Raw genomic sequence first — 22,520 nt, 5'->3', positions numbered from 1 at the left:
GGCAGCGTCGCTCCAACTGGAGCTCGCTTGCCCGCTTTGCATTCAGGCCTGGCTGAACTGCGAAGCCAGTTCGCGCAATAACACCTCGGCCTCAAGCACTTTGCTGACAACGTCGTTGGCTTTGTCGCGGGTCAGACCAACGCGTTCGAGCAGCGCATCCGGGATGTCTTCATCCGGGCCGGAGCCAATCCCGCGGCTGCGCAGCAGGCGCACGGCCAGGCAGACGAGGTTCGGGTATTCGGCGTAGGCGCCGTCGTAGCTTGGGTCGTGCTGGAAGCGCAGGGCGGTGGCCAGTTCGTCGGGCATGTCCCAGTAGCGCATCAGCCATGAGCCGATCTGTTCGCGGCTGATACCGAGCAGGTGTTGCTCGATGTAGCTGTGGCACAGGTGCGGGTTGACCTCCAGGTGGCGGCAGATCAGCGAGAAGTGCGGCGGGAACACGTGGGCCAGCAGCAGGTAACCGAAGTTGTGCAGCAGACCGGCCAGATACGTCAGGCCGGCTTCCGGGCGCTGGGCGCGCGGCATGGCGCGGGTCAGGCCTTCGATGACGGCGGCGGTGTAGATCGATTGCTGCCAGTACGGCGTGGTGTGTTGCGGATGATCTTTGGGCAGGCTCAGGGTCTTGCCGAGGGCCAGGCCCAGCGCAAGGTTGATCACCAGATCGAAGCCGAGTACGCGGACGATCGCGTCTTCCACCGAACGAATCTTGCCCGGCGAGGCGTAGTACGGCGACGCCGCCCAGCTCACTACTTGCGCGGCCAGCGCCGGGTCGGTTTCAACGACGCCGGTGATGTCGTCGATGGTGGCGTTGGGGTCAACGCGCAGCTTGATGATTTTTTGCGCGGTTTCGGCCAGCGGCGGAATTTCGATGGTCGCTTCCAGACGCTGCTGAATGCGCCGCGCGGTGAACGCCTGCACGGCTTGGGTGATTTCCTCGCGGTCATCGTCCGGGCGGTCGAGGTTCGGGCGGATGCTGCTCAGGGCTTCGCCGAAGTTGGCGGCGCTGGCCTTGGTCAGCATGGTCTTGAAGTCTTCGCTGGCGATTTCCAGCAGCAGGCCCGGCTCACCGGAGTTGATCAGCAGCTTCGGTTCACGCAGCAGGCTTTCTTCGTAGAGGCACGGCGAACTGGTCAGCGCCGGCAGGCCCGGCAGCAGGCTCAGGCTGTGTTTGCCGAGCATCTTTTCCAGGCGCTCGGTGGACACGGCAGTCAGACGCCGGCCAGTGAGTTCGGCGAGGCGGTTGAGGTCGAGCAATTGGCTCTGCGGAAACAGCACCATCAGCGCGCCGACGGCGTCGTCCAGCAACACGGCTTGTACCTTGCGCGATGCATTGAGGCCGTGGTGGTCGAGCACTTCTTCGTAGGCGATGCCCAACTTGCCTAGCAGCAGCCGAATGACAGACGGCGCGTGCGGGGATTCGGGGGCGAGAGCGGCTTCGGTCATGATCTGTATCCGTTTTTGAAACAATGGCAGGAGTATAACCAGCTTGGTCGGAACGATCTGTCAGAAACTGCGACGGTGCTCACACTTGGCCGTATTGCTGCCCGTGGCGCAACCAGCGATCGAGTAATGGGCTGACGTGGGTTGGCCAGCGCTCCAGCAGGGCTTGCGCGGCGTCGCGGACGGCGGGCAGCAGGTCGGCGTCGCGCATCAGGTCGGCGACTTTGAATTGCAGCAGACCGGTCTGGCGGGTGCCGAGCATTTCCCCGGGGCCGCGCAGTTCGAGGTCTTTTTCGGCGATGACGAAACCGTCGTTGGTCTCGCGCATGATGCCCAGGCGCTGACGACCGATCTGCGACAGCGGCGGATGGTAGAGCAGCACGCAATGGCTGGCGGCGCTGCCCCGGCCAACGCGCCCGCGCAATTGGTGCAGTTGCGCGAGACCGAGGCGCTCGGGGTTTTCGATGATCATCAGGCTGGCATTGGGCACGTCGACGCCGACTTCGATCACTGTGGTGGCGACCAGCAGCTGCAGGTTGCCGGCCTTGAACTCGGCCATGACGGCGGCCTTCTCGACGGGTTTCATGCGCCCGTGGATCAACCCGACTTTCAGCTCGCCGAGGGCGAGGGTGAGGTCTTCAAACGTGGTTTCGGCGGCCTGACAGGTCAGCTCTTCCGACTCTTCGATCAGCGTACACACCCAATAGGCCTGACGCCCTTCGGCGCAGGCACCGCGTACGCGTTCAATGACTTCGACGCGGCGGGTGTCGGTGACCAGCACGGTATTGACCGGGGTGCGACCGGGCGGCAGTTCGTCGAGGATCGAGGTGTCGAGGTCGGCGTAGGCGCTCATCGCCAAGGTGCGCGGAATCGGCGTGGCGGTCATGATCAATTGATGCGGACACATGCGCCCGCCGACGCCTTTCTGCCGCAGGGCCAGACGCTGCTGCACGCCGAAGCGGTGCTGCTCGTCGATGATCACCAGCGCCAGATTCTTGAACTGCACTTCGTCCTGGAACAGCGCGTGGGTGCCGACCACCATCGGCGCGCCGCTGGCGATCTGTTCCAGCGCGGTAACGCGGTTCTTGCCCTTGAGCTTGCCGGCCAGCCACGCGACTTCGATGCCCAGCGGTTCGAGCCAGCGCTTGAAGGTGATGAAGTGTTGCTCGGCGAGGATCTCGGTCGGCGCCATCAGCGCGACTTGATAACCGGCCTCCAGCGCCTGTAATGCAGCGAGAGCCGCGACCACAGTTTTACCCGCGCCGACGTCGCCCTGAATCAGGCGCAGCATCGGTTCGTGCTGGCTGAGGTCGTAGGCGATTTCGTTGCCGACGCGCTGTTGGGCGCCGGTCGGGTTGAAGCCGAGGTTGGCCAGGTATTTCGGCGGCAGCTTTTTCGCTTTCGGCATCGCTGGCGCGCGCAGCGACCGCATGCTTTCGCGCAGACGTTGCTGCGACAGTTGATGGGTCAGCAGTTCTTCGAAAGCCAGACGATGCTGCGCCCAGTGATGACCGAGGGCGAGTTCGTCGACATCGGCATCGGCAGGCGGGTTGTGCAGGTAGCGGATCGCGTCGGCCAGCGGCGCCAATTGATAGTCGCGCGCCAGTTCGGTCGGCAGCCAGTCGGGCAGGGTGTCGGGCTTGAGCAGGGTCAACGTCTGCATGCACAACTGACGAAGGCGCGCTTGGGTCAGACCTTCGGTGAGCGGATAGACCGGGGTCAGGGTTTCATCGACTGGCGGCGGTTCGTCACCAGTAATGGCGCGGTATTCCGGGTGGTAGATTTCCAGGCCTGAGGCGCCGGGCCGGGCCTCGCCGTAACAGCGAACCCGCGTGCCGCGCTTGAGGCCTTCTTTCTGCGCGTTGCTGAAATGGTAGAAGCGCAGGCTGAGACCGCCGGTGCCATCCTGCAAGCGCACAACGAGGCTGCGACGGCGGCCCATGACCACGTCGGCGCCGCTGACGGTGCCTTCGACCACGGCATCCTGTCCCGGTCGCAGCGCGCCGATCGGCACCACGCGGGTGCGATCCTGATAGCGCAGCGGCAGGTGAAACAGCACGTCCTGCAGATTCTCAAGACCAACCTTGGCCAGTTTCTCGGCCATGGCTTCGCCGACACCCTTGAGTGCCGTCACCGACACTTGCGACAGCTCCGTCATGACGCTCGCTTAACCGGCCGTAACCGGTGCCGCTGGCTTGGCCACCGAACACAGGCGAATGGAGTCGGCGAGAATCTCGATGGCTTTCGGCCGTGGGAAGCTCGCGCGCCAGGCAATGGCCACGGTGCGGAACGGCACCGGCGGCGACAGTGGCCGCACTTCAATCACGCCGGGGGCGTAGTGATGGCTGTCGACGGCCGACAACGGCAGGATCGAGATGCCCAGACCGGACGCGACCATGTGGCGAATGGTTTCCAGCGAGCTGGATTCGACCGTGGTGTGTTTGGCGCCGTCGTTGCCCTTGGTCAGGGTCGGGCAGGCTTCGAGAACCTGATCGCGGAAGCAGTGGCCTTCACCGAGCAGCAGCAGGCTCTTGTCGTTGAGCAGGCCGGCGTCGATGGTTTCTTTTTGTGTCCACGGGTGCTGGGCCGGCATGAGCACGTAGAACGGCTCGTCGTACAGCGGCAGGGTCAGCACGTCGGCTTCGTTGAACGGCAGGGCGATGATGATCGCGTCGAGCTCGCCGTTGCGCAGTTTGTCGCGCAGCACGTGGGTGAAGTTTTCTTCGATGTACAACGGCATCTGCGGGGCGACCCGGTGCAGTTGCGGAATCAGATGCGGGAACAGGTAAGGACCGACGGTGTAGATCGCGCCGACTTTCAGCGGCGCGGTCAGCTGGTTCTTGCCGGCCTGGGCCAGTTCACGGATGCCTTGCGCTTGTTCGAGGACTTTCTGCGCCTGGGCGACGATGCCTTCGCCGACCGGGGTCAGGCGCACGGCACTTTTGCTGCGCTCGAAAATCAGCACACCGAGTTCGTCTTCAAGCTTTTTCACGCCCACCGACAGGGTCGGCTGGCTGACGTGGCAACGTTCGGCGGCGTGGCCGAAATGCTGCTCTTGGGCGAGGGTAACGATGTAGCGTAATTCTGTGAGGGTCATAGCAAGCGTCCATGAAGATGCGGGCCAAGCATACCGGCTGCAATCGATAGACGCACGTTATCAGACTGAGTGTGGAATGCGACACCGGGCAATGTCGGTTTGCCGCGGGCAGATACGCAAAAGGCACCTTTCGGTGCCTCTATTTCGATCTAACGTTCAACGCGTAACCACTGTGGGAGCGAGCCTGCTCGCGAAAGCGGTGGGTCAGACAAGCATGGGCTGACTGACACGACCTCTTCGCGAGCAGGCTCGCTCCCACAGGGTATTGCGGTGTTGCTTAGCGGCGGCGTTCGAGGGAGTAAACAAACGGCGCAACAATTTCAATCGAGCCATTGTTCAGCATGTCGGCCGGTGGCTTGGGCAGCGGTTGTGCGCGGCGGATCATTTCCAGGGTTGCCCGGTCCAGATCAGCGTTGCCCGAGCGGCCCACCAGTTCAAACGACAACACATTACCTTCGGCATCCACCACGAAACGCAGACGGTTCAAGCCTTCCTTGCCCCGCGCCTGAGCACTTTGCGGGTACTTCTTGTACTTGGCCAAATGCGCGAGCAGGGTGCCCTGCCAACTGGCCTTGGCGGCCAACTGTGCCGGCGACGGACCCGGCGCAGGCTGGGCGGATTTCTCCGTCGGTGCCTGAGTCGGTTGAGTGTCGGCCGGTTTCTCCTCGGAAGGTTTTTCCTTCGGTGGATCAGGCAGCTTCTTCTCGACCGGCTTCGGCGGTTTCGGCTTTGGCTTCGGCTTGGGTTTCTGCACCGCGATTTCAGCTTTCGGTGCTTCGGCCAGCTTCGGAATCGGCAACTCTTCAACCGGAGCCGGTGGCTGCGGCGGTGTGACGACTTTCGGCGGAGCAGGCGGTGGCGGGGCCGGAACCGGGGCCAGCTCGACCATCATTGCCTGTGGGGGCAATTCGATGGGCGGGCGGGCGGTCCAGTTCAGCGCCAGCGCGATGGCCAGCGCGTGAACGCCCAGCACCACGGCCAGGCTACCGCTGTAACGCGTCAGCTTATGGCGCGTCGTGATCATTTCTTGGCTGCCGTCTCAAGTCCGACCAGACCGACCTTCAGGTAACCGGCGGAGCGCAGTTTGTCCATCACGCTCATCAGGTCGCCGTAATCCACGCCTTTATCGGCCTGGAAGAAGATGGTGGTGTCTTTCTTGCCCTGGGTCTTGGCGTCGAGCACGGCGCCAAGGGTTTCGGCTTTGACTTCATCGTCGCCGATGTACAGGCGCTGGTCAGCCTTGACGCTGAGGAACACCGGTTTCTCTGGCCGCGGTGCCGGTTTGGCGGTCGAGGCAGGCAGGTCGACTTTGATGTCCACGGTGGCCAACGGAGCGGCCACCATGAAGATGATCAACAGCACCAGCATCACGTCGATGAACGGCGTGACGTTGATTTCGTGGTTCTCGGCCAGATCGTCGTCTGCGCCTTCTTTCAAATGCAGGCCCATGGCCGATTACCCCACTTTGACCATGTGCGGCTGCGAGCTGCGCTCAGGCTGGTGATCAAGGTCACGGCTGACCAGCAGCAGCACTTCTGCCGAGGCGTCGGAAACCTGCGCCTTGTAACCGGCGATGGAGCGGGCGAAGACGTTGTAGATCACTACGGCCGGGATCGCGGCAACCAGACCCAGTGCGGTGGCCAGCAGCGCTTCAGCGATACCTGGCGCCACGACGGCAAGGTTGGTGGTCTGGGTTTTGGCGATGCCGATGAAGGAGTTCATGATGCCCCAAACGGTACCGAACAGGCCGACAAACGGTGCGGTGGAACCGATGGTGGCGAGGACGCCGGTGCCGCTGCTCATGTTGCGACCGCAGGCTGCAACCAGACGCTCAAGACGGAAGCTGACGCGTTCCTTGATGCCTTCTTTCTCGCGGCTGTTGACCGACAGGCGCATCTCTTCGAGGGCGTCGTGCACCAGCAGGTTGGCGAGGGTGCCTTCCTTGCCGGCAGTGGCGCTGGCTTCTTTCAGGGTGGTGGCTTTCTTCAGGGCGGCGATTTCGCCACGCAGACGACGCTTGGCGCCCATCAGCTCGAAGCCTTTGGCGATCCAGATGGTCCAGGTGATGATGGAAGCGATGGCCAGACCGATCATCACGATTTTCACGATGATGTCGGCGTTCTGGTACATGCCCCACGGCGACAGGTCGTGGGCCATGCCCAGGCTGTTGTCGGCTTCGAGAACTTCAGGAGCGTCGGCAGCGTCAACCGCTTGCACCGGATCGGTAGCGGCCGGGGCAGCCGGAGCGGCGGCTGGTGCGCTTTGCTCGGTGGCGGCTGGCGTTGCAGGTGCCTGGGCGTCGGCGAAAGCGGCAGTCGGTGCCAGCATCAGGCTGAGCAGCAGAGCCGCCACTGCGCTCCAGGCGCGAGGTCGATTGGTTGGCGAAGCGGGGATTTGATTACGTGTCATGCTGGCCGGACCTGAGATAGAAAAACGGTGATGCTCTACCAGGCCTCGTGAGGCCGAGAACAAAAGTGGCGTGCATTATTGCAAGTAATTCTTGTTAACAAAAGTAATAGAGTATCTTTTTTTCCTGCATTGCTAGCCGCTCGTCCTGTCCCGAGGCTAGTCTGTGTCTTTCCGATAGGAGTTTTTTGATGTCCGCGCCTTCTGTTTTGATTGCCGGTTGTGGTGATGTCGGCAGTCGTCTGGCCAAGCAATTGCTGGCGGCTGGCTGGGAAGTTCATGGCCTGCGCCGTGACGTTTCGAAGCTGCCTGCTGGGGTGATTGGCGTTGCCGGCGACCTGTTCAACGAAGACTGCCCGGCGACCTGGCCGGTGGGGGCGGTGGACTATCTGGTGTATTGCGCTGCGGCCACCGATCACGATGAAGCCGGTTATCGCGCGGCTTATGTGCAGGGTTTGCAGAATGTGCTGAGCTGGCTGGATGACTATGGGCAGGTGCCTGAGCGGCTGATTTTCGTTTCCAGCAGCAGTGTGTATGGGCAGCAGGAGGGTGAGTGGGTCGATGAGAACTCAGAGACCATCGCTGCCGGTTATTCCGGGCGATTGATGCTGGAGGCTGAGCAGGTCGCGCTTAAGAGTGGCATTCCTGCGAGCATTCTGCGTTTGACCGGGATCTACGGGCCGGGCCGCGAATGGCTGCTGACTCAAGTGCGTCGCGGTTATCGCGTAGCCGTCGAGCCGCCGCTGTATGGCAATCGGATTCATGCTGACGACGCGGCCGGGTTGCTGGCATTCCTGTTGGAGAAGGCTCGGCAGGGCGTGAAGCTGGAGGATTTCTACATCGGTGTCGACGATGCACCGGCGCCATTGGCCGAGGTGGTGGGCTGGTTGCGTGAGTATCTGAGCGTTACCGAATGGTCGGAAGACGCCAGCGTTCGGCGCACGGGCAGCAAGCGTTGCAGCAATGCGCGAGCAAAGGCCCTGGGCTGGACGCCAACGTACCCGAGCTACCGTGAGGGCTACGCCGCGATCCTCGACGGTAAATGCTGACTTTCTAACAACGCAAAACAACTGTGGGAGCGAGCCTGCTCGCGAAAGCGGTGTATCAGGCAACATTGCTTTGACTGACACACTGCTTTCGCGAGCAGGCTCGCTCCCACATTTGATCTTCAGCGGTTTCAGAGACGGGTTACTGCTTCTCCAGCAACCACTTGCGCTCACCCGGCGTGTACTGCGGCATTTCATCCGCCAGCGCGGTGTTCACGGCCTGGAAAATCTCCAGTTCCTTGCCCTTGCGCGCAAAGATGTAGGCATTGCCCTGACCGTTGAGTTGCAGCCACATATTGTCGTTGGTGCTGCTCATCGACGCGCAGTCGCCTGCCAGGCACAGGGCGTAACGGTCGGCACCGGGTAAACCAGATACCTGGCCATCGGCCTGGAACTGCACCGTTTCGCCTTCGCCCTGACCACTGGCGATTTTCCAGCTGCCGCCCATGTAGGCCGAATACAGTGCACGTTCGAAACTGGCGCCGATCGGCGCACCTTCCGGCACCGGAATCTGTGCACGGTCGAACACCTGCTCGGGTTCGTTCTCGCTGGCGGCTTGCTGCAGTTGCCCGCCGTCGCGTTTCAGCTCGCTGGCAGAACTGCCATAGAAGTCGACTTTCCAGGCGCCGGATTTTTCACCCAGCAGCCGTCCTTCGACGTTCTCAAAACCGTTGGTGTAGCGGGCCTGACTGGCCTTGGTGTTGACGTCCCACTCAAGGTTCGGGCCGTAAGCCTGAAGCGCTTCGCGCAGGGGGCCGCCCTTGGCTGCGGCATCGATCGCCACCTGGTTGATCCAGGTGCCGCTGATATCACGGTCGGCAGGGTTGCTGGCGCAGCCGCCGAGGAAAATGGCGAGCAGCGGGAGAGCTAGCGCTTTGCGCATGGTGGAATCCTTTCAAAACCTTTTCTTGCAGCAGTCGGCGCGGCTTTGAAGGCCGCGCCGTGCGCATCACTCGATGACCAGAATGGCATCCATTTCAACCTGCGAACCCTTTGGCAGGGCAGCCACGCCAATGGCAGCGCGAGCCGGGTACGGCTGGTCGAAGTACTTGCCCATGATCTCGTTGACCTTGGCGAAGTGGCTCAGGTCGGTGAGGTAGATGTTCAGTTTGACGATGTCCTTGAACGAACCGCCAGCGGCTTCAGCCACGGCTTTGAGGTTCTCGAACACCTGGACGGTCTGGGCTTCGAAGCCTTCAACCAGTTCCATGGTTTTTGGGTCCAGAGGGATCTGACCCGACATGTAAACAGTGTTGCCTGCCTTGATCGCCTGGGAGTAAGTACCGATGGCGGCCGGGGCCTTGTCGCTGGTGATTACGGTTTTGGTCATGAATGACTCCTTGTAATAGGCAGGTTATGCACGCATGCGGGTGATGCGGATCACCCCGGTCAAGGCGCGCAGCTTCTTGATCACGCGGGCCAGGTGCACACGATCGTGGACGCTGACCACCAACTGGACCACGCTGATGCGACCATCGCGTTCGTCCATGCTGATTTTCTCGATATTGCCGTCAGCCGCGTTGACGCTGCTGGCCAGCAGGGCGATCAGGCCGCGCTGGTGCTCCAGCTCGACGCGCAGTTCGACGTTGAATTCGCCGGTGACATCCTTGGCCCACGAGAGCTGGATGCATTTTTCCGGGTTGTGCCTGATTTCGCTGATGTTGCGGCAGTTGTCCAGGTGCACGACCATGCCTTTGCCCGCCGACAGGTGCCCGACAATCGGGTCGCCCGGGATCGGCGTGCAGCATTTGGCGTAGCTCAGCACCAGACCTTCGGTGCCGCGAATCGCCAGAGGGCCTTCCGGGCTTGGCAGTTGTTCGCCTTCGCCGAGCAGGCGGCGGGCGACCACGTAGGCCATGCGGTTGCCCAGACCAATGTCTTCGAGCAAGTCTTCGATCAGTTCGAGGCGGTACTCGGTGAGCATCGCCTTGACGCGTTCGGCCGGGATCTTCTCCAGCGAACTGTCGAAACCGTTGAGGACTTTGTTCAGCAGGCGTTCGCCGAGGCTGATGGACTCGGAGCGACGTTGCAGTTTCAGTGCGTGGCGGATGTGAGTACGCGCCTTGCCGGTGACGACGAAGTTGAGCCACGCCGGGTTTGGTCGTGCGCCGGGGGCGCTGACGATCTCGACCGTGGAGCCGCTTTGCAGCGGTTCGGACAGCGGTGCGAGACGACGGTTGATCCGGCAGGCGATGCAGCTGTTGCCGACATCGGTGTGCACCGCGTAGGCAAAGTCGACCGCCGTGGAGCCTTTCGGCAGCTCCATGATCCGGCCTTTTGGCGTGAACACGTAGACCTCGTCCGGGAACAGGTCGATCTTCACGCTTTCGATGAATTCCAGCGAGTTGCCGGCGCGTTGCTGCATTTCCAGCACGCCTTTGACCCACTGGCGGGCACGGGCGTGAGTGCCTTTCGGCTGTTCGTCACCGCTGGATTTGTACAGCCAATGGGCGGCGATGCCGTTGTTGGCCATCTCTTCCATTTCGCGGGTACGGATCTGGATCTCGATCGGTACGCCGTGCATGCCGAACAGCGTGGTGTGCAGCGACTGATAGCCGTTGGCCTTGGGGATCGCGATGTAATCCTTGAAGCGCCCCGGCAACGGTTTGTACAAATTATGTACAGCACCCAGCACGCGGTAGCAGGTATCGACCTTGTCGACGATGATCCGGAACGCATAGACGTCCATGATCTCGTTGAAGGCCCGACGCTTGCCGCGCATTTTCTTGTAGATGCCGTAGAGGTGTTTCTGGCGACCGCTGACTTCACCCTGGATGCCGTCGATAGCGAGGCAATGGCCAAGGGATTCTTCGATCTTGTTGACGATTTCCTTGCGGTTGCCCCGGGCGCGTTTGACCGCCTGGTAGATCCGCGCGGAACGCATCGGGTGCATCGCCTTGAAGCCGAGGTCTTCGAATTCGATGCGGATCGCATGCATGCCCAGCCGGTTGGCGATGGGCGCGTAGATTTCGAGGGTTTCCTTGGCGATCCGGCGGCGTTTTTCGCCGGACAGCACTTCCAGTGTGCGCATGTTGTGCAGGCGGTCAGCGAGTTTGACCAGGATCACGCGAATGTCGCGCGCCATGGCCATGGCCATTTTCTGGAAGTTTTCGGCTTGGGCTTCGGCCTTGGTCTCGAAATTCATCTGGGTCAGTTTGCTGACCCCGTCGACCAGTTCGGCCACGGTTTCACCGAACTGCGCTTGCAGCGCTTCCTTGGCGATACCGGTGTCTTCGATCACGTCATGCAGCATCGCAGCCATCAGGCTCTGATGGTCCATGTGCATGTCGGCAAGAATATTGGCCACGGCAAGAGGATGCGTGACATACGCCTCGCCACTGCGACGGCGTTGACCGTCATGGGCTTGTTCGGCGTAGAAATACGCTCGGCGGACCAGGTTGACCTGGTCGTTGCCGAGGTAGGTCGATAAGCGATCGGCGAGGGCGTCTATGCTCGGCATGATGATTCCTGCCGTAAGCTGTGATCCCGCGCCGTGCTACGTCGACCAGGCATAGGCTTAGACGGCCTCGTTGGACTCGTCCTCGAACGCTGCGAACAGCGGCTCTTCCTGGACGATTTCCTGCTCGGCGATGAACTCGTAGCTCATCAGGCCTTCAGCGATTTCACGCAGGGCGACAACAGTCGGCTTGTCGTTTTCCCACTGGACCAGTGGCTCTTTGCCGCCGGTGGCCAGTTGACGGGCACGCTTGGTAGAGAGCATGACCAGCTCAAAGCGGTTTTCCACGTGTTCTAGGCAGTCTTCAACGGTTACGCGGGCCATGGTATTCCTCGGAGCGAATGCAATATGCGCGCTGCCCGGTTGGGCGAGCGGACTCAACAGTTTAAAAAATCACCAGCGATTAGGGAAGCGCTGATTTTTTGACCAAGCCCTTCAACGCGCTGCAAGCACCAATGTAAAGCGCTTGCAGCGGTTTTGGGAAGTGCTGATTATCCGAGCAATTCGGCCAGCAATTTGCCGAAACGTACTTGCTGGCGTTTCTGTTGCAGCTGATTGGCGCGGAAAATCGCCTTCAGATCGTCCAGTGCGTGAGCAAAATCGTCGTTGATGATCAGGTAGTCGTACTCGACATAGTGACTCATCTCGTTGACCGCTTCGCGCATCCGGCCGTCGATGATCTCGTCGCTGTCCTGACCGCGGTTGGTCAGGCGTTGGTGCAGGGCCTGAAGCGACGGCGGCAGGATAAAGATCGAGCGTGCCTGCGGCATCAGCTTGCGCACTTGCTCGGCGCCTTGCCAGTCGATTTCAAGAATCAGGTCGTGACCTTCGTCCAGCGTCTGCTGCAGGCGGCTTTGCGAGGTGCCGTAGAAGTTGCCGAAGACTTCGGCGCGTTCGAGGAAGTCGCCGTGCTCGCCCATTTTCACGAACTCTTCGCGGGTCACGAAGTGATAGTTCACGCCGTCCACTTCACCTGGGCGCATGGCGCGGGTGGTGTGGGAAACCGAAACGCGAATTTCCGGTATGGCATCGGTCAAAGCCTTGACCAGACTGCTCTTGCCCGCGCCCGATGGCGCGGAAATGATGTACAGGGTGCCGGTGCTGTGGGTCATGTCGGGGTTGCCTTACTCAATATTCTGCACTTGTTCGCGCATCTGCTCGATCAACACTTTGAGGTTGACGGCCGCCTGGGTGCTGCGCGGATCGAAGGCCTTGGAGCCCAGTGTGTTGGCTTCGCGGTTGAGTTCCTGCATCAGGAAGTCGAGGCGGCGTCCGGCCGCACCACCGGACTTCAGTACCCGGCGCACTTCGATGATGTGGGTGCTCAGGCGATCCAGTTCTTCGGCCACGTCGCTCTTTTGCGCGAGCATGACCATTTCCTGTTCGAGGCGCTGTGGATCCAGTTCGGCCTTCATGTCGGTGAAGCGATCGAGGACCTTCTGGCGCTGAGTGGCGAGCATTTGCGGCACCAGTTCACGCAGGGTCACGACGTCTTCTTCGATAGAGGTCAGGCGCTCGTTGATCAAGCGTGCCAGCTCCGCGCCTTCGCGCTCGCGGCCGGCCTTCAACTCTTTCAAGCCTTGATTGAACAGGGCGAGTGCGTCGGCGTTCAGTGCCTGCGGGTCGCTCGCATCGCCGACCAGTACGCCGGGCCAGGCCAGCACCTCAAGCGGATTCAGTGCGGCAGGATTCTTGATCAGGCCGGCAACGGTCTCGGCCGCAGCGACCAACTGCGCGGCGCGCTCGCGATCGACTTGCAGCGCTTTGCCGGTGCTTTCTTCGGTGAAACGCAGGGTGCATTCCAGTTTGCCTCGCGACAGACCTTGACGCAGCGCTTCACGCACCGCGCCTTCGAGGTCGCGAAACGACTCCGGCAAACGCAGGTGCGGTTCAAGGTAGCGGCTGTTGACCGAGCGCAGTTCCCAGCTCAGGGTGCCCTGGGCGCCGGCTTTTTCGACGCGGGCGAAGGCGGTCATGCTGTGCACCATGGCGGTGACCTCGCAATGCAGATCGGCGCAGCAGATGTTCCGCAGGCTCGATATCAATGAATTTAAGCCGACTGGCAGCAAAGGCGCAGGATTGTAGCGCAGTGCGGCGAATGCGCCCAAACACACGGTGTGACAAAGGGCTGCAGCCCGTCGGTAATGGGTGTTTCAAGGGCTTCAGTCGTCGTCCCGATTTTTTAGCGAGTGCCCAGTGGCGGTGCAGCGCTCTATAATGCTCGGCAGTTTTCCGTCCTCAGTACAGGTATCTCCTATGAAACGTCCAAGTGGTCGCGCTGCCGATCAGCTCCGCTCGATCCGCATTACCCGCAACTACACCAAGCACGCCGAAGGTTCGGTGCTGGTCGAATTCGGTGATACCAAAGTCATCTGCACCGTCAGCGTCGAAAACGGCGTGCCGCGCTTCCTCAAAGGCCAGGGCCAGGGTTGGCTGACCGCCGAGTACGGCATGCTGCCGCGCGCCACTGGCGAGCGTAACCAGCGTGAAGCGAGCCGTGGCAAGCAGGGCGGTCGCACTCTGGAAATCCAGCGCCTGATCGGCCGTTCCCTGCGCGCTGCGCTGGACATGTCCAAGCTGGGTGATGTCACCCTGTATGTCGACTGCGATGTGATCCAGGCTGACGGCGGTACTCGTACCGCTTCCATTACCGGTGCCATGGTTGCACTGGTTGACGCGTTGAAAGTGATCAAGAAGCGCGGCGGCCTCAAAGGCGGCGATCCGCTCAAGCAAATGATCGGTGCCGTGTCGGTTGGCATGTATCAGGGCGAAGCCGTGCTGGATCTGGACTATCTTGAAGATTCCGCCGCCGAGACTGACCTCAACGTGGTGATGACCAGCACCGGTGGTTTCATCGAAGTACAGGGCACTGCCGAAGGCGCGCCGTTCCAGCCGGAAGACTTGAACGCCATGCTGGAGCTGGCCAAGCAGGGCATGAACGAAATCTTCGAACTGCAAAAGGCTGCACTGGCCGACTGAGCAGGTGCATAACCGCAAGGAGGACACGATGAGTGACGAGCAAGAGTTGCTGCCCAAACCGAGCCAGGAGGTTCGCCAGTGGGCGATGTTTTGTCACTTGTCCGCCTTGCTGGGGATCTGGATTCCGTTCGGCAATCTGATCGGACCATTGATCCTTTGGCAGATGAAGCGCGAGACAGATCCGTTCATCGATGCGCAGGGCAAGGAGGCGTTGAATTTTCAGATCACCGTCGCCATCGCCTCGTTGATTTGCTTCCTGCTGATGGTTCTGATCATCGGGTTCTTCCTGCTGGGGATACTGGCGATCGGCGCGCTGGTTTTGACGATCATCGCCGGTGTGAAAGCCAATGAAGGTTTTCCTTACCGATATCCGTTTACCTGGCGACTGATCAAATAACAAGCTCGAAAAGTTTAAAATCAATGCCCTGACCTGTCAGGGCATTTTTATTTATGCAACTAAATTAGTCTCTACTATATGTAGGAATAATCTGACTGCGATGACTGGTCGATACTCTTTCCGTATATACACTTTTGGTCACAACTGTATTGGCTTAGTTTGGATTCATGGCCTTGGAATCAAAGGCGACGATTGTTAAAGTTGGCCGAATAATATTTCTCCTGAAATATCAAGATATATTCAAGCCATCGAAGGCTTTTGAATTTCCGAGTAATCAGTGTTGAAACAATCAGCCGGTTCATGAGGCGCGTGCAGGTAAACAGCTCGCCTCTGAATATATAGCCAAGAATAATCCCAATGATTCAGCTCGATTTTTACGGAACACTTGTGGCCGCCTCGTTAGTGCTTCTGCTAGGGCGCGGGCTCGTTATGCGTGTTGGTTTCATGCGCAGTTACAATATCCCCGAGCCTGTCGCGGGTGGCTTGGTAGTTGCCTTGCTTTTATTGCTGCTGCGAATGTTCGATATTGAAATTCGTTTCGATACTTCCCTGCAGACACCTTTGATGCTGGCCTTTTTTGCCACCATTGGTCTGAGCGCAGACTTTGCCAGCCTGAAGAAAGGCGGCCGCATAGTTGGGGTATTTCTCCTGGCGGTCACCGGGCTGTTGGTGGTGCAGAATGCCATGGGTATCGGCTTGGCAAAAATGCTCGGGCTTGATCCATTGATGGGGCTGCTGACCGGTTCGATCACTCTGGCGGGCGGTCATGGCACCGGTGCTGCGTGGGGTACGGTATTCAGCGAGAAGTACGGTCTGGCGTCTGCGTCGGAACTGGCGATGGCATCCGCGACGTTTGGCCTGGTGCTGGGTGGTCTGATCGGCGGACCAGTCGCGCGCTTGCTCATCAAGCGAGTGCAACTGCCCGGTTGTCAGAGTCAGGATGCGCCGCCGCGGTTGCCAAAAGGCTTCGAGCAACCAAACAAAGAACGCTCGATTACGCCGTTTTCGTTTATAGAAACACTCGCCCTGATCGCGGTCAGTTTGCTGGCGGGCAATCTGTTGAACGGTCTGCTGCAGGGGACCGCATTCGAGTTGCCAACGTTTGTTTGTGTCCTGTTTGTAGGCGTGGTGTTGCGCAACGGGCTCTCGGCGCTGGGCCTGTATCAGGTGTTCGAGCGTGAAGTGTCGGTGCTGGGTAATGTCAGCTTGTCGCTGTTTCTGGCGATTGCCCTGATGTCGCTCAAGTTGTGGGATCTGGCCGCATTGGCGTTGCCGATTTTCATCATTCTGGCTGTACAGGCGCTGGTCATGGCGTTGTTCGCGATTTTCGTGACGTTCCGGATGATGGGGCGCAACTACGACGCGGCCGTGCTGGCTGCGGGGCATTGCGGTTTTGGCCTGGGCGCCACGCCGACTGCCATTGCCAACATGCAGGCCGTGACACAGCGCTACGGTCCCTCGCAGATCGCGTTTCTGGTGGTGCCGATGGTCGGGGCGTTCTTCATCGACATCATTAATGTCATCGTCATCAAGCTGTATCTGGCTTTGCCGTTCTTCGCAGCTGTCTGAATTCGAGCCTGCCTGGACGTGACGCATAAAAAATGCCCGTATCTTGCGATACGGGCATTTTTTAACTGCGAAACGACGCTTAGATGGTCAGCGTCCAGTCGTAGTCGACGATCAGTGGCGCGTGCTGCGAGAACCGTGGCTGACGTGGCAGGCGTGCGCTGCGCACGAAGCGTCGCAGGCCCGGGGTCAGGATCTGGTAATCGAAGCGCCAGCCCAGATTGAGCATCTCGGCCTGTTCGTTATCCGGCCACCAGCTGTACTGGTCACCTTCACGGCTGACTTCGCGCAGGGCATCGACATAGCCCATGTTGCCGACAATCTCGTCCATCCAGGCGCGTTCTGGCGCCAGGAAGCCCGGGGATTGCTGGCTGTCGCGCCAGTTCTTGATGTCGAGCTTCTGTTGCGCCACGTACAGCGAGCCACAATAAATGTACTCGCGACGTTTACGCCGCTGTTTGTCCAGGTACTTGCCGAAGTCGTCCATGAGCTTGAACTTCTGGTTCAAGTCCTCATCGCCGTTCATCCCCGAAGGAAGCAGCAAGGTGGCAATACTGACTTTGTCGAAATCTGCTTGCAGGTAGCGCCCGTAGCGGTCGGCCGTCTCGAAACCGAGACCGCTGATGACAGCCTTCGGTTGCAACCGCGAATACAAAGCCACGCCGCCTTGGGCAGGGACTTCAGCATCGCAGGCATAAAGGAAGTAGCCATCCAGTTGGAAGGCTGGGTCATCCAGTTCAAAGGCGGAGGCACGGGTGTCCTGCAGGCAGATGACGTCGGCATTCTGTGCTTGCAGCCAACTGAGCAAACCACGCTCGACTGCAGCCTGAATACCATTGACGTTCACACTGATGATCCGCATAAATGGCCCCAAAAATCGCGTGCGTGTATGATACACGGCGTCAAGCTAATTAGCTAAATCCGTGGTATTTGGGGTTTTTTTCATGCAAGCGTATCAGCGCGATTTCATTCGTTTTGCCATCGATCGCGGCGTTTTGCGCTTCGGTGAGTTCACCCTGAAGTCCGGGCGCACCAGTCCTTACTTCTTCAACGCCGGCCTGTTCAACTCGGGTTCGGCCTTGGCGCAGCTGGGGCGTTTCTACGCTGCAGCCATTGCCGAAAGCGGCATTCCCTTCGACGTTCTGTTTGGCCCGGCCTACAAAGGCATTCCGTTGGCGGCGACCACTGCCGTCGCGCTGGCCGAGCATCACGACCGTGACCTGCCATGGTGCTTCAACCGCAAGGAAGCCAAGGCCCACGGTGAAGGCGGCAGCCTCGTTGGCGCCCCGCTGACTGGGGACGTGCTGATCATTGATGACGTAATTACTGCGGGTACGGCAATCCGCGAAGTGATGCAGATCATCGCTTCCCAGGACGGCGCCAAGGCCGCTGGCGTGCTGATCGCGCTGAACCGTCAGGAGCGTGGCAACGGTGAGTTGTCGGCGATCCAGGAAGTCGAGCGTGATTTCGGCATTCCGGTGATCAGCATTGTTTCGTTGAATCAGGTGCTGGAGTTCCTTGCCGATGATCCGCAGCTCAAGCAACACCTGCCAGCCGTAGAAGCTTATCGCGCGCAGTTCGGCGTTTAACCGCAGAGCCCTGTGGGAGCGAGCCTGCTCGCGAAGAGGCCTTCACATTCAACATTGATGTGATGCAGAGACCGCTTTCGCGAGCAGGCTCGCTCCCACAGCGAATGCGGTGCAAAAAAAGACCCCGCTCAGCCAGGCTGAGCGGGGTCTTTTTGTTTGCGCTAAAGCTTAAGGACGCTTGCGATTGCTGATCAGCGTGCCCACACCGGTGTCGGTGAAGATTTCCAGCAGGATCGCGTTTGGCACGCGACCGTCGATGATCAGCGAGCTGCCCACGCCGCCCTGAACCGCTTCCAGCGCGCAACGGATCTTCGGCAGCATGCCGCCGTAGATGGTGCCGTCGGCGATCAGATCATCGACCTGCTGCGTGCTGAGACCGGTCAACACCGTGCCCGACTTGTCCATCAGGCCGGCGATGTTGGTCAGCAGCATCAGCTTCTCGGCTTTCAGCGCCTCGGCGACTTTACCGGCCACCAGATCGGCGTTGATGTTGTACGACTCGCCGTTCTCACCCACACCAATCGGCGCGATGACCGGGATGAAGTTGCCTTTGACCAGCAGGTTAAGCAGCTCGGTGTTGATCCCGACGACTTCGCCGACGTGACCGATGTCGATGATTTCCGGCTGGGTCATCTCCGGGGTCTGGCGGGTCACGGTGAGCTTCTTCGCACGAATCAGCCCGGCGTCTTTACCGGTCAGGCCGATGGCGCTGCCGCCGTGGCGGTTGATCAGGTTGACGATGCTTTTGTTGACCTGACCGCCCAAGACCATTTCCACGACGTCCATGGTCGCCGCGTCGGTGACGCGCATGCCATCGACGAAGTGGCTTTCGATCGACAGGCGCTTGAGCAGGTCACCGATCTGCGGGCCGCCGCCGTGCACGACCACCGGGTTGATGCCCACAGCTTTCATCAGCACGATGTCGCGGGCGAAGCCGGTTTTCAGCTCCTCGCTTTCCATCGCGTTGCCGCCGTATTTGATCACCAGGGTCTTGCCGACATAGCGTCGGATGTAAGGCAGCGCTTCGGACAGGACCTTGGCAGTGTTGGCGGCGGCATCGCGTTCGAGGGTCATTCAGGGCTCCGGGTGGATCAGAACGGTAGTTGGAGATCAGGTGCAACACGTTTCAATTGGGCGTGGAACACGTCTTTGATGCGCTGTAGTTCAGCCTCGTCATCGGCCTCGAAGCGCAGCACCAGCACCGGTGTGGTGTTGGATGCGCGCACCAGGCCCCAGCCTTTGGCGTAGTCGACTCGCACGCCGTCGATGGTGGTCAGGTCAGCGCCTGCGCCCCACTGTGCGTCGTGCAGTGCATCAATGATGCTGAATTTGCTCTCTTCGGTCACATGGATATTGATTTCCGGCGTAGAAATATCATTCGGGAAGGTCGCAAACAGCTCTTCCGCGGTGGATTTTTCCTTGCTGAGGATCTCCAGCAGCCGTGCGGCGCTGTAGATACCGTCGTCGAAACCGAACCAGCGCTCCTTGAAGAAGATGTGCCCGCTCATTTCACCGGCCAACAGCGCGCCGGATTGTTTCATTTTCTTTTTGATCAACGAATGACCAGTCTTCCACATTAGCGGCCGACCACCGTATTCCTTGATCAGCGGCACCAGACGACGTGTGCATTTGACGTCGAAGATGATTTCCGCGTCCGGGTTGCGCGCCACGACGTCGCGAGCGAACAGCATCAGCAGGCGATCCGGGTAGACGATGCTGCCGGTGTTGGTCACCACGCCGACACGGTCGCCGTCGCCGTCGAAGGCCAGGCCGATGTCGGCGTTGGTTTCCTTGACCTTGGCGATCAGGTCGACGAGGTTCTCAGGCTTGCCCGGATCCGGGTGATGATTCGGGAAATTGCCGTCGACATCGCAGAACAGCGGGATGACTTCGCAGTTCAGCGCTTCGATCAATTGCGGGGCGATCACACCGGCCGCGCCGTTGCCGCAGTCGACCACGACCTTCATGCGCCGCGCCAGTTTGATGTCCTGGACGATTTCGGTGTTGTAGCGGTCGAGGATCTCGACCTGGGTGACGCTGCCCGCGCCGCTGCTCAGGTTGTTGGTCTTGAGGCGCTCGTGCAGGGCCTGGATCTGTTCGTTGGCGAGGGTGTCGCCGGCGATGACGATCTTGAAACCGTTGTAGTTCGACGGGTTGTGGCTGCCGGTGAGCATCACCCCGGACTTGCCGGCCAGGACGTTGGCGGCGTAATACAGCGCCGGCGTCGGCACCAGACCGACATCGCTGACATGGCAGCCGCTTTCGGCGATACCGCGAATCAGCTCGGCAACAAGCTCCGGGCCGGACAGGCGACCGTCGCGACCGACGGATACGTTCGGCTCACCTTGAGCCAGGCTCTGCGAACCGATGGCGCGGCCGATCCAGTAAGCGGTTTCGGCATTGAGGAATTCCGGCACGGTGCCGCGAATGTCATAGGCGCGGAAAATGCTGTCGGGCAGCTTCGGGGCGATCTTGGCTGGGGTGCTCATCTACGGAAATGCTCCATCTCGAAAGTGGCGGGACAGACCGACGAATCGTTCGACGGCAGGCTCAAACTGAAGGGTATGACGGCGTTTTCCACAGAGAGTTCGTGCTGTGAAAGGGCCATGACGCCTCGGCTGGCGTGGCTTTCGGCCGGCAAAACCTTGATTTACGGTGTTAAAACCTGCCGCGGAAAATGCACAAATTTCCCCCGTAGGAGCTGCCGCAGGCTGCGATCCTTTGACTTTGTTTTTTAAGATCAAGATCAAAAGATCGCAGCCTGCGGCAGCTCCTACAGGATATTCATCCGGTTATTTGGTGCCGGTATGACCGAAACCGCCGGTGCCGCGTTCGGTTTCAACGAACTCTTCAACCATTTCGAAATGCGCCTGTACCACCGGTACCAGCACCAGTTGCGCCAGACGTTCGCCGACGGTCATGGTGAAATCGGTCTGGCCACGGTTCCAGCAGGACACCATCAGCGGGCCTTGGTAATCGGAGTCGATCAAACCCACGAGGTTGCCCAGCACGATGCCGTGCTTATGGCCCATGCCCGAGCGCGGCAGGATCAGCGCGGCGAGGTTCGGGTCGCCGATGTAAACCGACAGACCGGTCGGAATCAGCACGGTTTCACCCGGCTTGATCACGATGTCCTGATCCAGCATGGCGCGCAGGTCGAGGCCGGCGGAGCCCGGGGTGGCGTATTGCGGCAGCGGGAAATCGGTGCCGATGCGTGGGTCAAGGATCTTGGCTTGCAAAGCGTGCATGTAAATTAAACCTGGTTCAGACGTTCGGCGATAAAAGTGACCAGTTGGCGAGCGATCTTGCTCTTGCTGGTCTGGGCGAAAACCGTGGCGTGCAGCTCACGGTCAATCACGCTGCAGGCGTTTTCTTCGCTGTTGAAACCGATGCTCGGGTTGGCGACGTCATTGGCGACGATCAAATCGAGATTCTTGTCTTTCAACTTGCGTGCAGCGTAGTCGAGCAGGTGTTCGGTCTCGGCGGCAAAGCCGACACTGAACGGACGGTCGGGACGGGTCGCGATGGTGGCCAGGATGTCCGGGTTACGCACCATTTGCAGGACGAAGCCGTCACCGCTCGTAGGATCTTTCTTGAGTTTTTGCGGGGCAACGACTTCCGGACGGTAGTCCGCCACCGCTGCCGAGGAAATGAACACGTCGCACGGAATCGCGGCTTCGCAAGCCGCGAGCATGTCGCGGGCACTGACCACGTCGATACGGGTGACGCGATCCGGTGTCGGCAGGTGCACCGGGCCGCTGATCAAGGTGACGCGAGCGCCGGCTTCAACCGCCGCTTCGGCGAGGGCAAAGCCCATTTTCCCGGAGCTGTGGTTGGTGATGTAGCGCACCGGGTCGATGTTTTCCTGGGTCGGGCCGGCGGTGATCACCACGTGCTTGCCGGTCAGTGCCTGACGCTGGAAGCAATCCGCTGCGCATTGCGCCAGATCGGTGGCTTCCATCATGCGGCCCATGCCGACGTCGCCGCAGGCCTGGCTGCCCGAGGCCGGGCCGAAGGTCTTCAGGCCACGGCTTTCAAGGAGTTGCAGGTTGGCCTGGGTCGCCGGATCGCGCCACATCGCCTGATTCATCGCGGGGGCGACGGCCACGACGGCGTCGGTGGCGAGTACCAGCGTGGTCAGCAAATCGTTGGCGATGCCTTGCGCCAGACGGGCGAGCAGGTCGGCGGTAGCCGGGGCGATCAGCACCAGATCGGCCCACTTGGCCAGCTCGATGTGGCCCATCGCAGCTTCTGCGGCCGGGTCGAGCAAGTCGAGGTGCACAGGGTGGCCGGACAAGGCCTGCATGGTCAGCGGGGTGATGAACTCGGCGCCACCGTGGGTCATGACCACACGCACTTCGGCGCCCTGGTCGATCAGGCGACGAACCAGATCAGCGCTCTTGTAGGCCGCGATGCCGCCGCCGACGCCCAGAACGATGCGTTTCCGATACAGCCGCTGCATAGGTCTGCCTTTCATTTCGTTGATGACTGCGGTGCGATGCCCCCTCCCCAGGGTTGAATCGACCACAAAAAAGATGGGCTA

General features: G+C 60.4%; 21 protein-coding genes and 1 pseudogene. 5 read left to right on the top strand and 17 right to left on the bottom strand.

Going from position 1 to position 22,520, the window contains the following annotated elements:
• Positions 1–42: 42 nt before the first annotated feature.
• The 6 genes from CCX46_RS29825 to exbB form a co-directional block, all read right to left on the bottom strand.
• Positions 43–1,443, bottom strand: coding sequence for an aminoacyl-tRNA deacylase and HDOD domain-containing protein (locus CCX46_RS29825; RefSeq protein WP_016985804.1), 1,401 nt, complete (start codon positions 1,441–1,443; stop codon positions 43–45).
• 79 nt (positions 1,444–1,522) lie between these two features.
• Entirely contained in the window at positions 1,523–3,598 is a 2,076-nt protein-coding gene (gene recG / locus CCX46_RS29820) for an ATP-dependent DNA helicase RecG (RefSeq protein WP_127930239.1), read from the bottom strand.
• Between the two features lie 9 nt (positions 3,599–3,607).
• Positions 3,608–4,537: a hydrogen peroxide-inducible genes activator gene (locus CCX46_RS29815; RefSeq protein ID WP_007920331.1), complete on the bottom strand. Its 930-nt coding sequence runs from the start codon at positions 4,535–4,537 to the stop codon at positions 3,608–3,610.
• 277 nt (positions 4,538–4,814) lie between these two features.
• Positions 4,815–5,561, bottom strand: a complete 747-nt coding sequence (locus CCX46_RS29810) for a TonB family protein (RefSeq protein ID WP_127930238.1) — start codon at positions 5,559–5,561, stop codon at positions 4,815–4,817.
• Entirely contained in the window at positions 5,558–5,986 is a 429-nt protein-coding gene (exbD, locus tag CCX46_RS29805; protein WP_007920333.1) for a TonB system transport protein ExbD, read from the bottom strand. Before exbD ends, CCX46_RS29810 begins: the two co-directional genes overlap by 4 nt.
• A 6-nt stretch (positions 5,987–5,992) precedes the next feature.
• Positions 5,993–6,946: a tonB-system energizer ExbB gene (gene exbB / locus CCX46_RS29800; RefSeq protein WP_127930237.1), complete on the bottom strand. Its 954-nt coding sequence runs from the start codon at positions 6,944–6,946 to the stop codon at positions 5,993–5,995.
• A 188-nt stretch (positions 6,947–7,134) separates the two neighbouring features.
• On the opposite strand from exbB, the gene CCX46_RS29795 reads away from it, so the two are divergent.
• A complete protein-coding gene (locus tag CCX46_RS29795) occupies positions 7,135–7,992 on the top strand; it encodes an SDR family oxidoreductase (protein ID WP_127930236.1) in 858 nt (285 codons plus the stop codon).
• Positions 7,993–8,131: 139 nt separating this feature from the next.
• Here the strand turns inward: CCX46_RS29795 and CCX46_RS29790 are convergent, their stop codons facing one another.
• The 6 genes from CCX46_RS29790 to CCX46_RS29765 all read right to left on the bottom strand — a co-directional run bounded on the left by CCX46_RS29790 (position 8,132) and on the right by CCX46_RS29765 (position 13,434).
• Positions 8,132–8,872, bottom strand: a complete 741-nt coding sequence (locus tag CCX46_RS29790; protein ID WP_127930235.1) for a hypothetical protein — start codon at positions 8,870–8,872, stop codon at positions 8,132–8,134.
• Positions 8,873–8,938: 66 nt separating this feature from the next.
• A complete protein-coding gene (locus CCX46_RS29785; protein ID WP_127930234.1) occupies positions 8,939–9,319 on the bottom strand; it encodes a RidA family protein in 381 nt (126 codons plus the stop codon).
• A 24-nt stretch (positions 9,320–9,343) separates the two neighbouring features.
• The gene (gene spoT, locus CCX46_RS29780) at positions 9,344–11,449 is read right to left on the bottom strand and encodes a bifunctional GTP diphosphokinase/guanosine-3',5'-bis pyrophosphate 3'-pyrophosphohydrolase (RefSeq protein WP_007920338.1); all 2,106 of its coding nucleotides are present in this window, start codon (positions 11,447–11,449) and stop codon (positions 9,344–9,346) included.
• Positions 11,450–11,506: 57 nt separating this feature from the next.
• Positions 11,507–11,770, bottom strand: a complete 264-nt coding sequence (rpoZ, locus tag CCX46_RS29775) for a DNA-directed RNA polymerase subunit omega (RefSeq protein WP_127930233.1) — start codon at positions 11,768–11,770, stop codon at positions 11,507–11,509.
• A gap of 167 nt (positions 11,771–11,937) precedes the next feature.
• Positions 11,938–12,558 (bottom strand): guanylate kinase, encoded by a 621-nt coding sequence (gene gmk / locus CCX46_RS29770; protein ID WP_007920339.1) that lies wholly within the window; start codon positions 12,556–12,558, stop codon positions 11,938–11,940.
• A gap of 12 nt (positions 12,559–12,570) precedes the next feature.
• Complete coding sequence (locus CCX46_RS29765; protein ID WP_127930232.1) at positions 12,571–13,434, bottom strand: YicC/YloC family endoribonuclease; 864 nt, start codon at positions 13,432–13,434, stop codon at positions 12,571–12,573.
• 268 nt (positions 13,435–13,702) lie between these two features.
• Here CCX46_RS29765 and rph point away from each other — a divergent pair, with 268 nt between their 5' ends.
• From rph to gltS, 3 genes are all read left to right on the top strand, one after another.
• Positions 13,703–14,425 carry a ribonuclease PH gene (gene rph / locus CCX46_RS29760; RefSeq protein ID WP_016985814.1) on the top strand — a complete coding sequence of 241 codons (723 nt, stop codon included), beginning with the start codon at positions 13,703–13,705 and terminating at the stop codon, positions 14,423–14,425.
• A gap of 28 nt (positions 14,426–14,453) precedes the next feature.
• Entirely contained in the window at positions 14,454–14,822 is a 369-nt protein-coding gene (locus CCX46_RS29755; protein ID WP_007920344.1) for a DUF4870 domain-containing protein, read from the top strand.
• 357 nt (positions 14,823–15,179) lie between these two features.
• Positions 15,180–16,391 (top strand): sodium/glutamate symporter, encoded by a 1,212-nt coding sequence (gene gltS / locus CCX46_RS29750; RefSeq protein WP_127930231.1) that lies wholly within the window; start codon positions 15,180–15,182, stop codon positions 16,389–16,391.
• 79 nt (positions 16,392–16,470) lie between these two features.
• Here the strand turns inward: gltS and CCX46_RS29745 are convergent, their stop codons facing one another.
• Positions 16,471–17,250, bottom strand: a complete 780-nt coding sequence (locus CCX46_RS29745; protein ID WP_007920349.1) for an exodeoxyribonuclease III — start codon at positions 17,248–17,250, stop codon at positions 16,471–16,473.
• A gap of 82 nt (positions 17,251–17,332) precedes the next feature.
• On the opposite strand from CCX46_RS29745, the gene pyrE reads away from it, so the two are divergent.
• Positions 17,333–17,977, top strand: coding sequence for an orotate phosphoribosyltransferase (pyrE, locus tag CCX46_RS29740; RefSeq protein ID WP_008078597.1), 645 nt, complete (start codon positions 17,333–17,335; stop codon positions 17,975–17,977).
• Positions 17,978–18,145: 168 nt separating this feature from the next.
• Here the strand turns inward: pyrE and argB are convergent, their stop codons facing one another.
• The 4 genes and pseudogenes from argB to coaBC form a co-directional block, all read right to left on the bottom strand.
• The gene (gene argB / locus CCX46_RS29735; RefSeq protein ID WP_007954443.1) at positions 18,146–19,051 is read right to left on the bottom strand and encodes an acetylglutamate kinase; all 906 of its coding nucleotides are present in this window, start codon (positions 19,049–19,051) and stop codon (positions 18,146–18,148) included.
• 17 nt (positions 19,052–19,068) lie between these two features.
• A pseudogene (locus CCX46_RS29730) lies at positions 19,069–20,445 on the bottom strand (phosphomannomutase/phosphoglucomutase); the annotation flags it as partial.
• 324 nt (positions 20,446–20,769) lie between these two features.
• Positions 20,770–21,225, bottom strand: coding sequence for a dUTP diphosphatase (gene dut / locus CCX46_RS29720; protein ID WP_038359240.1), 456 nt, complete (start codon positions 21,223–21,225; stop codon positions 20,770–20,772).
• A gap of 5 nt (positions 21,226–21,230) precedes the next feature.
• Positions 21,231–22,439, bottom strand: coding sequence for a bifunctional phosphopantothenoylcysteine decarboxylase/phosphopantothenate--cysteine ligase CoaBC (gene coaBC / locus CCX46_RS29715; RefSeq protein ID WP_103302595.1), 1,209 nt, complete (start codon positions 22,437–22,439; stop codon positions 21,231–21,233).
• Positions 22,440–22,520: the final 81 nt, after the last annotated feature.

Source organism: Pseudomonas sp. RU47 (assembly GCF_004011755.1).
Classification (GTDB): Bacteria; Pseudomonadota; Gammaproteobacteria; order Pseudomonadales; family Pseudomonadaceae; genus Aquipseudomonas.
The sequence above is the reverse complement of the archived record's forward strand: the minus strand, read 5'-3'. Positions and strand labels throughout refer to the sequence as shown.

What these genes read in the sequence shown, in the direction of transcription:
- CCX46_RS29825 (WP_016985804.1), bottom strand. Translation starts at nt 1,443, where the DNA reads ATGACCGAAGCCGCTCTCGCCCCCGAATCCCCGCACGCGCCGTCTGTC.
- recG (WP_127930239.1), bottom strand. Translation starts at nt 3,598, where the DNA reads ATGACGGAGCTGTCGCAAGTGTCGGTGACGGCACTCAAGGGTGTCGGC.
- CCX46_RS29815 (WP_007920331.1), bottom strand. Translation starts at nt 4,537, where the DNA reads ATGACCCTCACAGAATTACGCTACATCGTTACCCTCGCCCAAGAGCAG.
- CCX46_RS29810 (WP_127930238.1), bottom strand. Translation starts at nt 5,561, where the DNA reads ATGATCACGACGCGCCATAAGCTGACGCGTTACAGCGGTAGCCTGGCC.
- exbD (WP_007920333.1), bottom strand. Translation starts at nt 5,986, where the DNA reads ATGGGCCTGCATTTGAAAGAAGGCGCAGACGACGATCTGGCCGAGAAC.
- exbB (WP_127930237.1), bottom strand. Translation starts at nt 6,946, where the DNA reads ATGACACGTAATCAAATCCCCGCTTCGCCAACCAATCGACCTCGCGCC.
- CCX46_RS29795 (WP_127930236.1), top strand. Translation starts at nt 7,135, where the DNA reads ATGTCCGCGCCTTCTGTTTTGATTGCCGGTTGTGGTGATGTCGGCAGT.
- CCX46_RS29790 (WP_127930235.1), bottom strand. Translation starts at nt 8,872, where the DNA reads ATGCGCAAAGCGCTAGCTCTCCCGCTGCTCGCCATTTTCCTCGGCGGC.
- CCX46_RS29785 (WP_127930234.1), bottom strand. Translation starts at nt 9,319, where the DNA reads ATGACCAAAACCGTAATCACCAGCGACAAGGCCCCGGCCGCCATCGGT.
- spoT (WP_007920338.1), bottom strand. Translation starts at nt 11,449, where the DNA reads ATGCCGAGCATAGACGCCCTCGCCGATCGCTTATCGACCTACCTCGGC.
- rpoZ (WP_127930233.1), bottom strand. Translation starts at nt 11,770, where the DNA reads ATGGCCCGCGTAACCGTTGAAGACTGCCTAGAACACGTGGAAAACCGC.
- gmk (WP_007920339.1), bottom strand. Translation starts at nt 12,558, where the DNA reads ATGACCCACAGCACCGGCACCCTGTACATCATTTCCGCGCCATCGGGC.
- CCX46_RS29765 (WP_127930232.1), bottom strand. Translation starts at nt 13,434, where the DNA reads ATGGTGCACAGCATGACCGCCTTCGCCCGCGTCGAAAAAGCCGGCGCC.
- rph (WP_016985814.1), top strand. Translation starts at nt 13,703, where the DNA reads ATGAAACGTCCAAGTGGTCGCGCTGCCGATCAGCTCCGCTCGATCCGC.
- CCX46_RS29755 (WP_007920344.1), top strand. Translation starts at nt 14,454, where the DNA reads ATGAGTGACGAGCAAGAGTTGCTGCCCAAACCGAGCCAGGAGGTTCGC.
- gltS (WP_127930231.1), top strand. Translation starts at nt 15,180, where the DNA reads ATGATTCAGCTCGATTTTTACGGAACACTTGTGGCCGCCTCGTTAGTG.
- CCX46_RS29745 (WP_007920349.1), bottom strand. Translation starts at nt 17,250, where the DNA reads ATGCGGATCATCAGTGTGAACGTCAATGGTATTCAGGCTGCAGTCGAG.
- pyrE (WP_008078597.1), top strand. Translation starts at nt 17,333, where the DNA reads ATGCAAGCGTATCAGCGCGATTTCATTCGTTTTGCCATCGATCGCGGC.
- argB (WP_007954443.1), bottom strand. Translation starts at nt 19,051, where the DNA reads ATGACCCTCGAACGCGATGCCGCCGCCAACACTGCCAAGGTCCTGTCC.
- dut (WP_038359240.1), bottom strand. Translation starts at nt 21,225, where the DNA reads ATGCACGCTTTGCAAGCCAAGATCCTTGACCCACGCATCGGCACCGAT.
- coaBC (WP_103302595.1), bottom strand. Translation starts at nt 22,439, where the DNA reads ATGCAGCGGCTGTATCGGAAACGCATCGTTCTGGGCGTCGGCGGCGGC.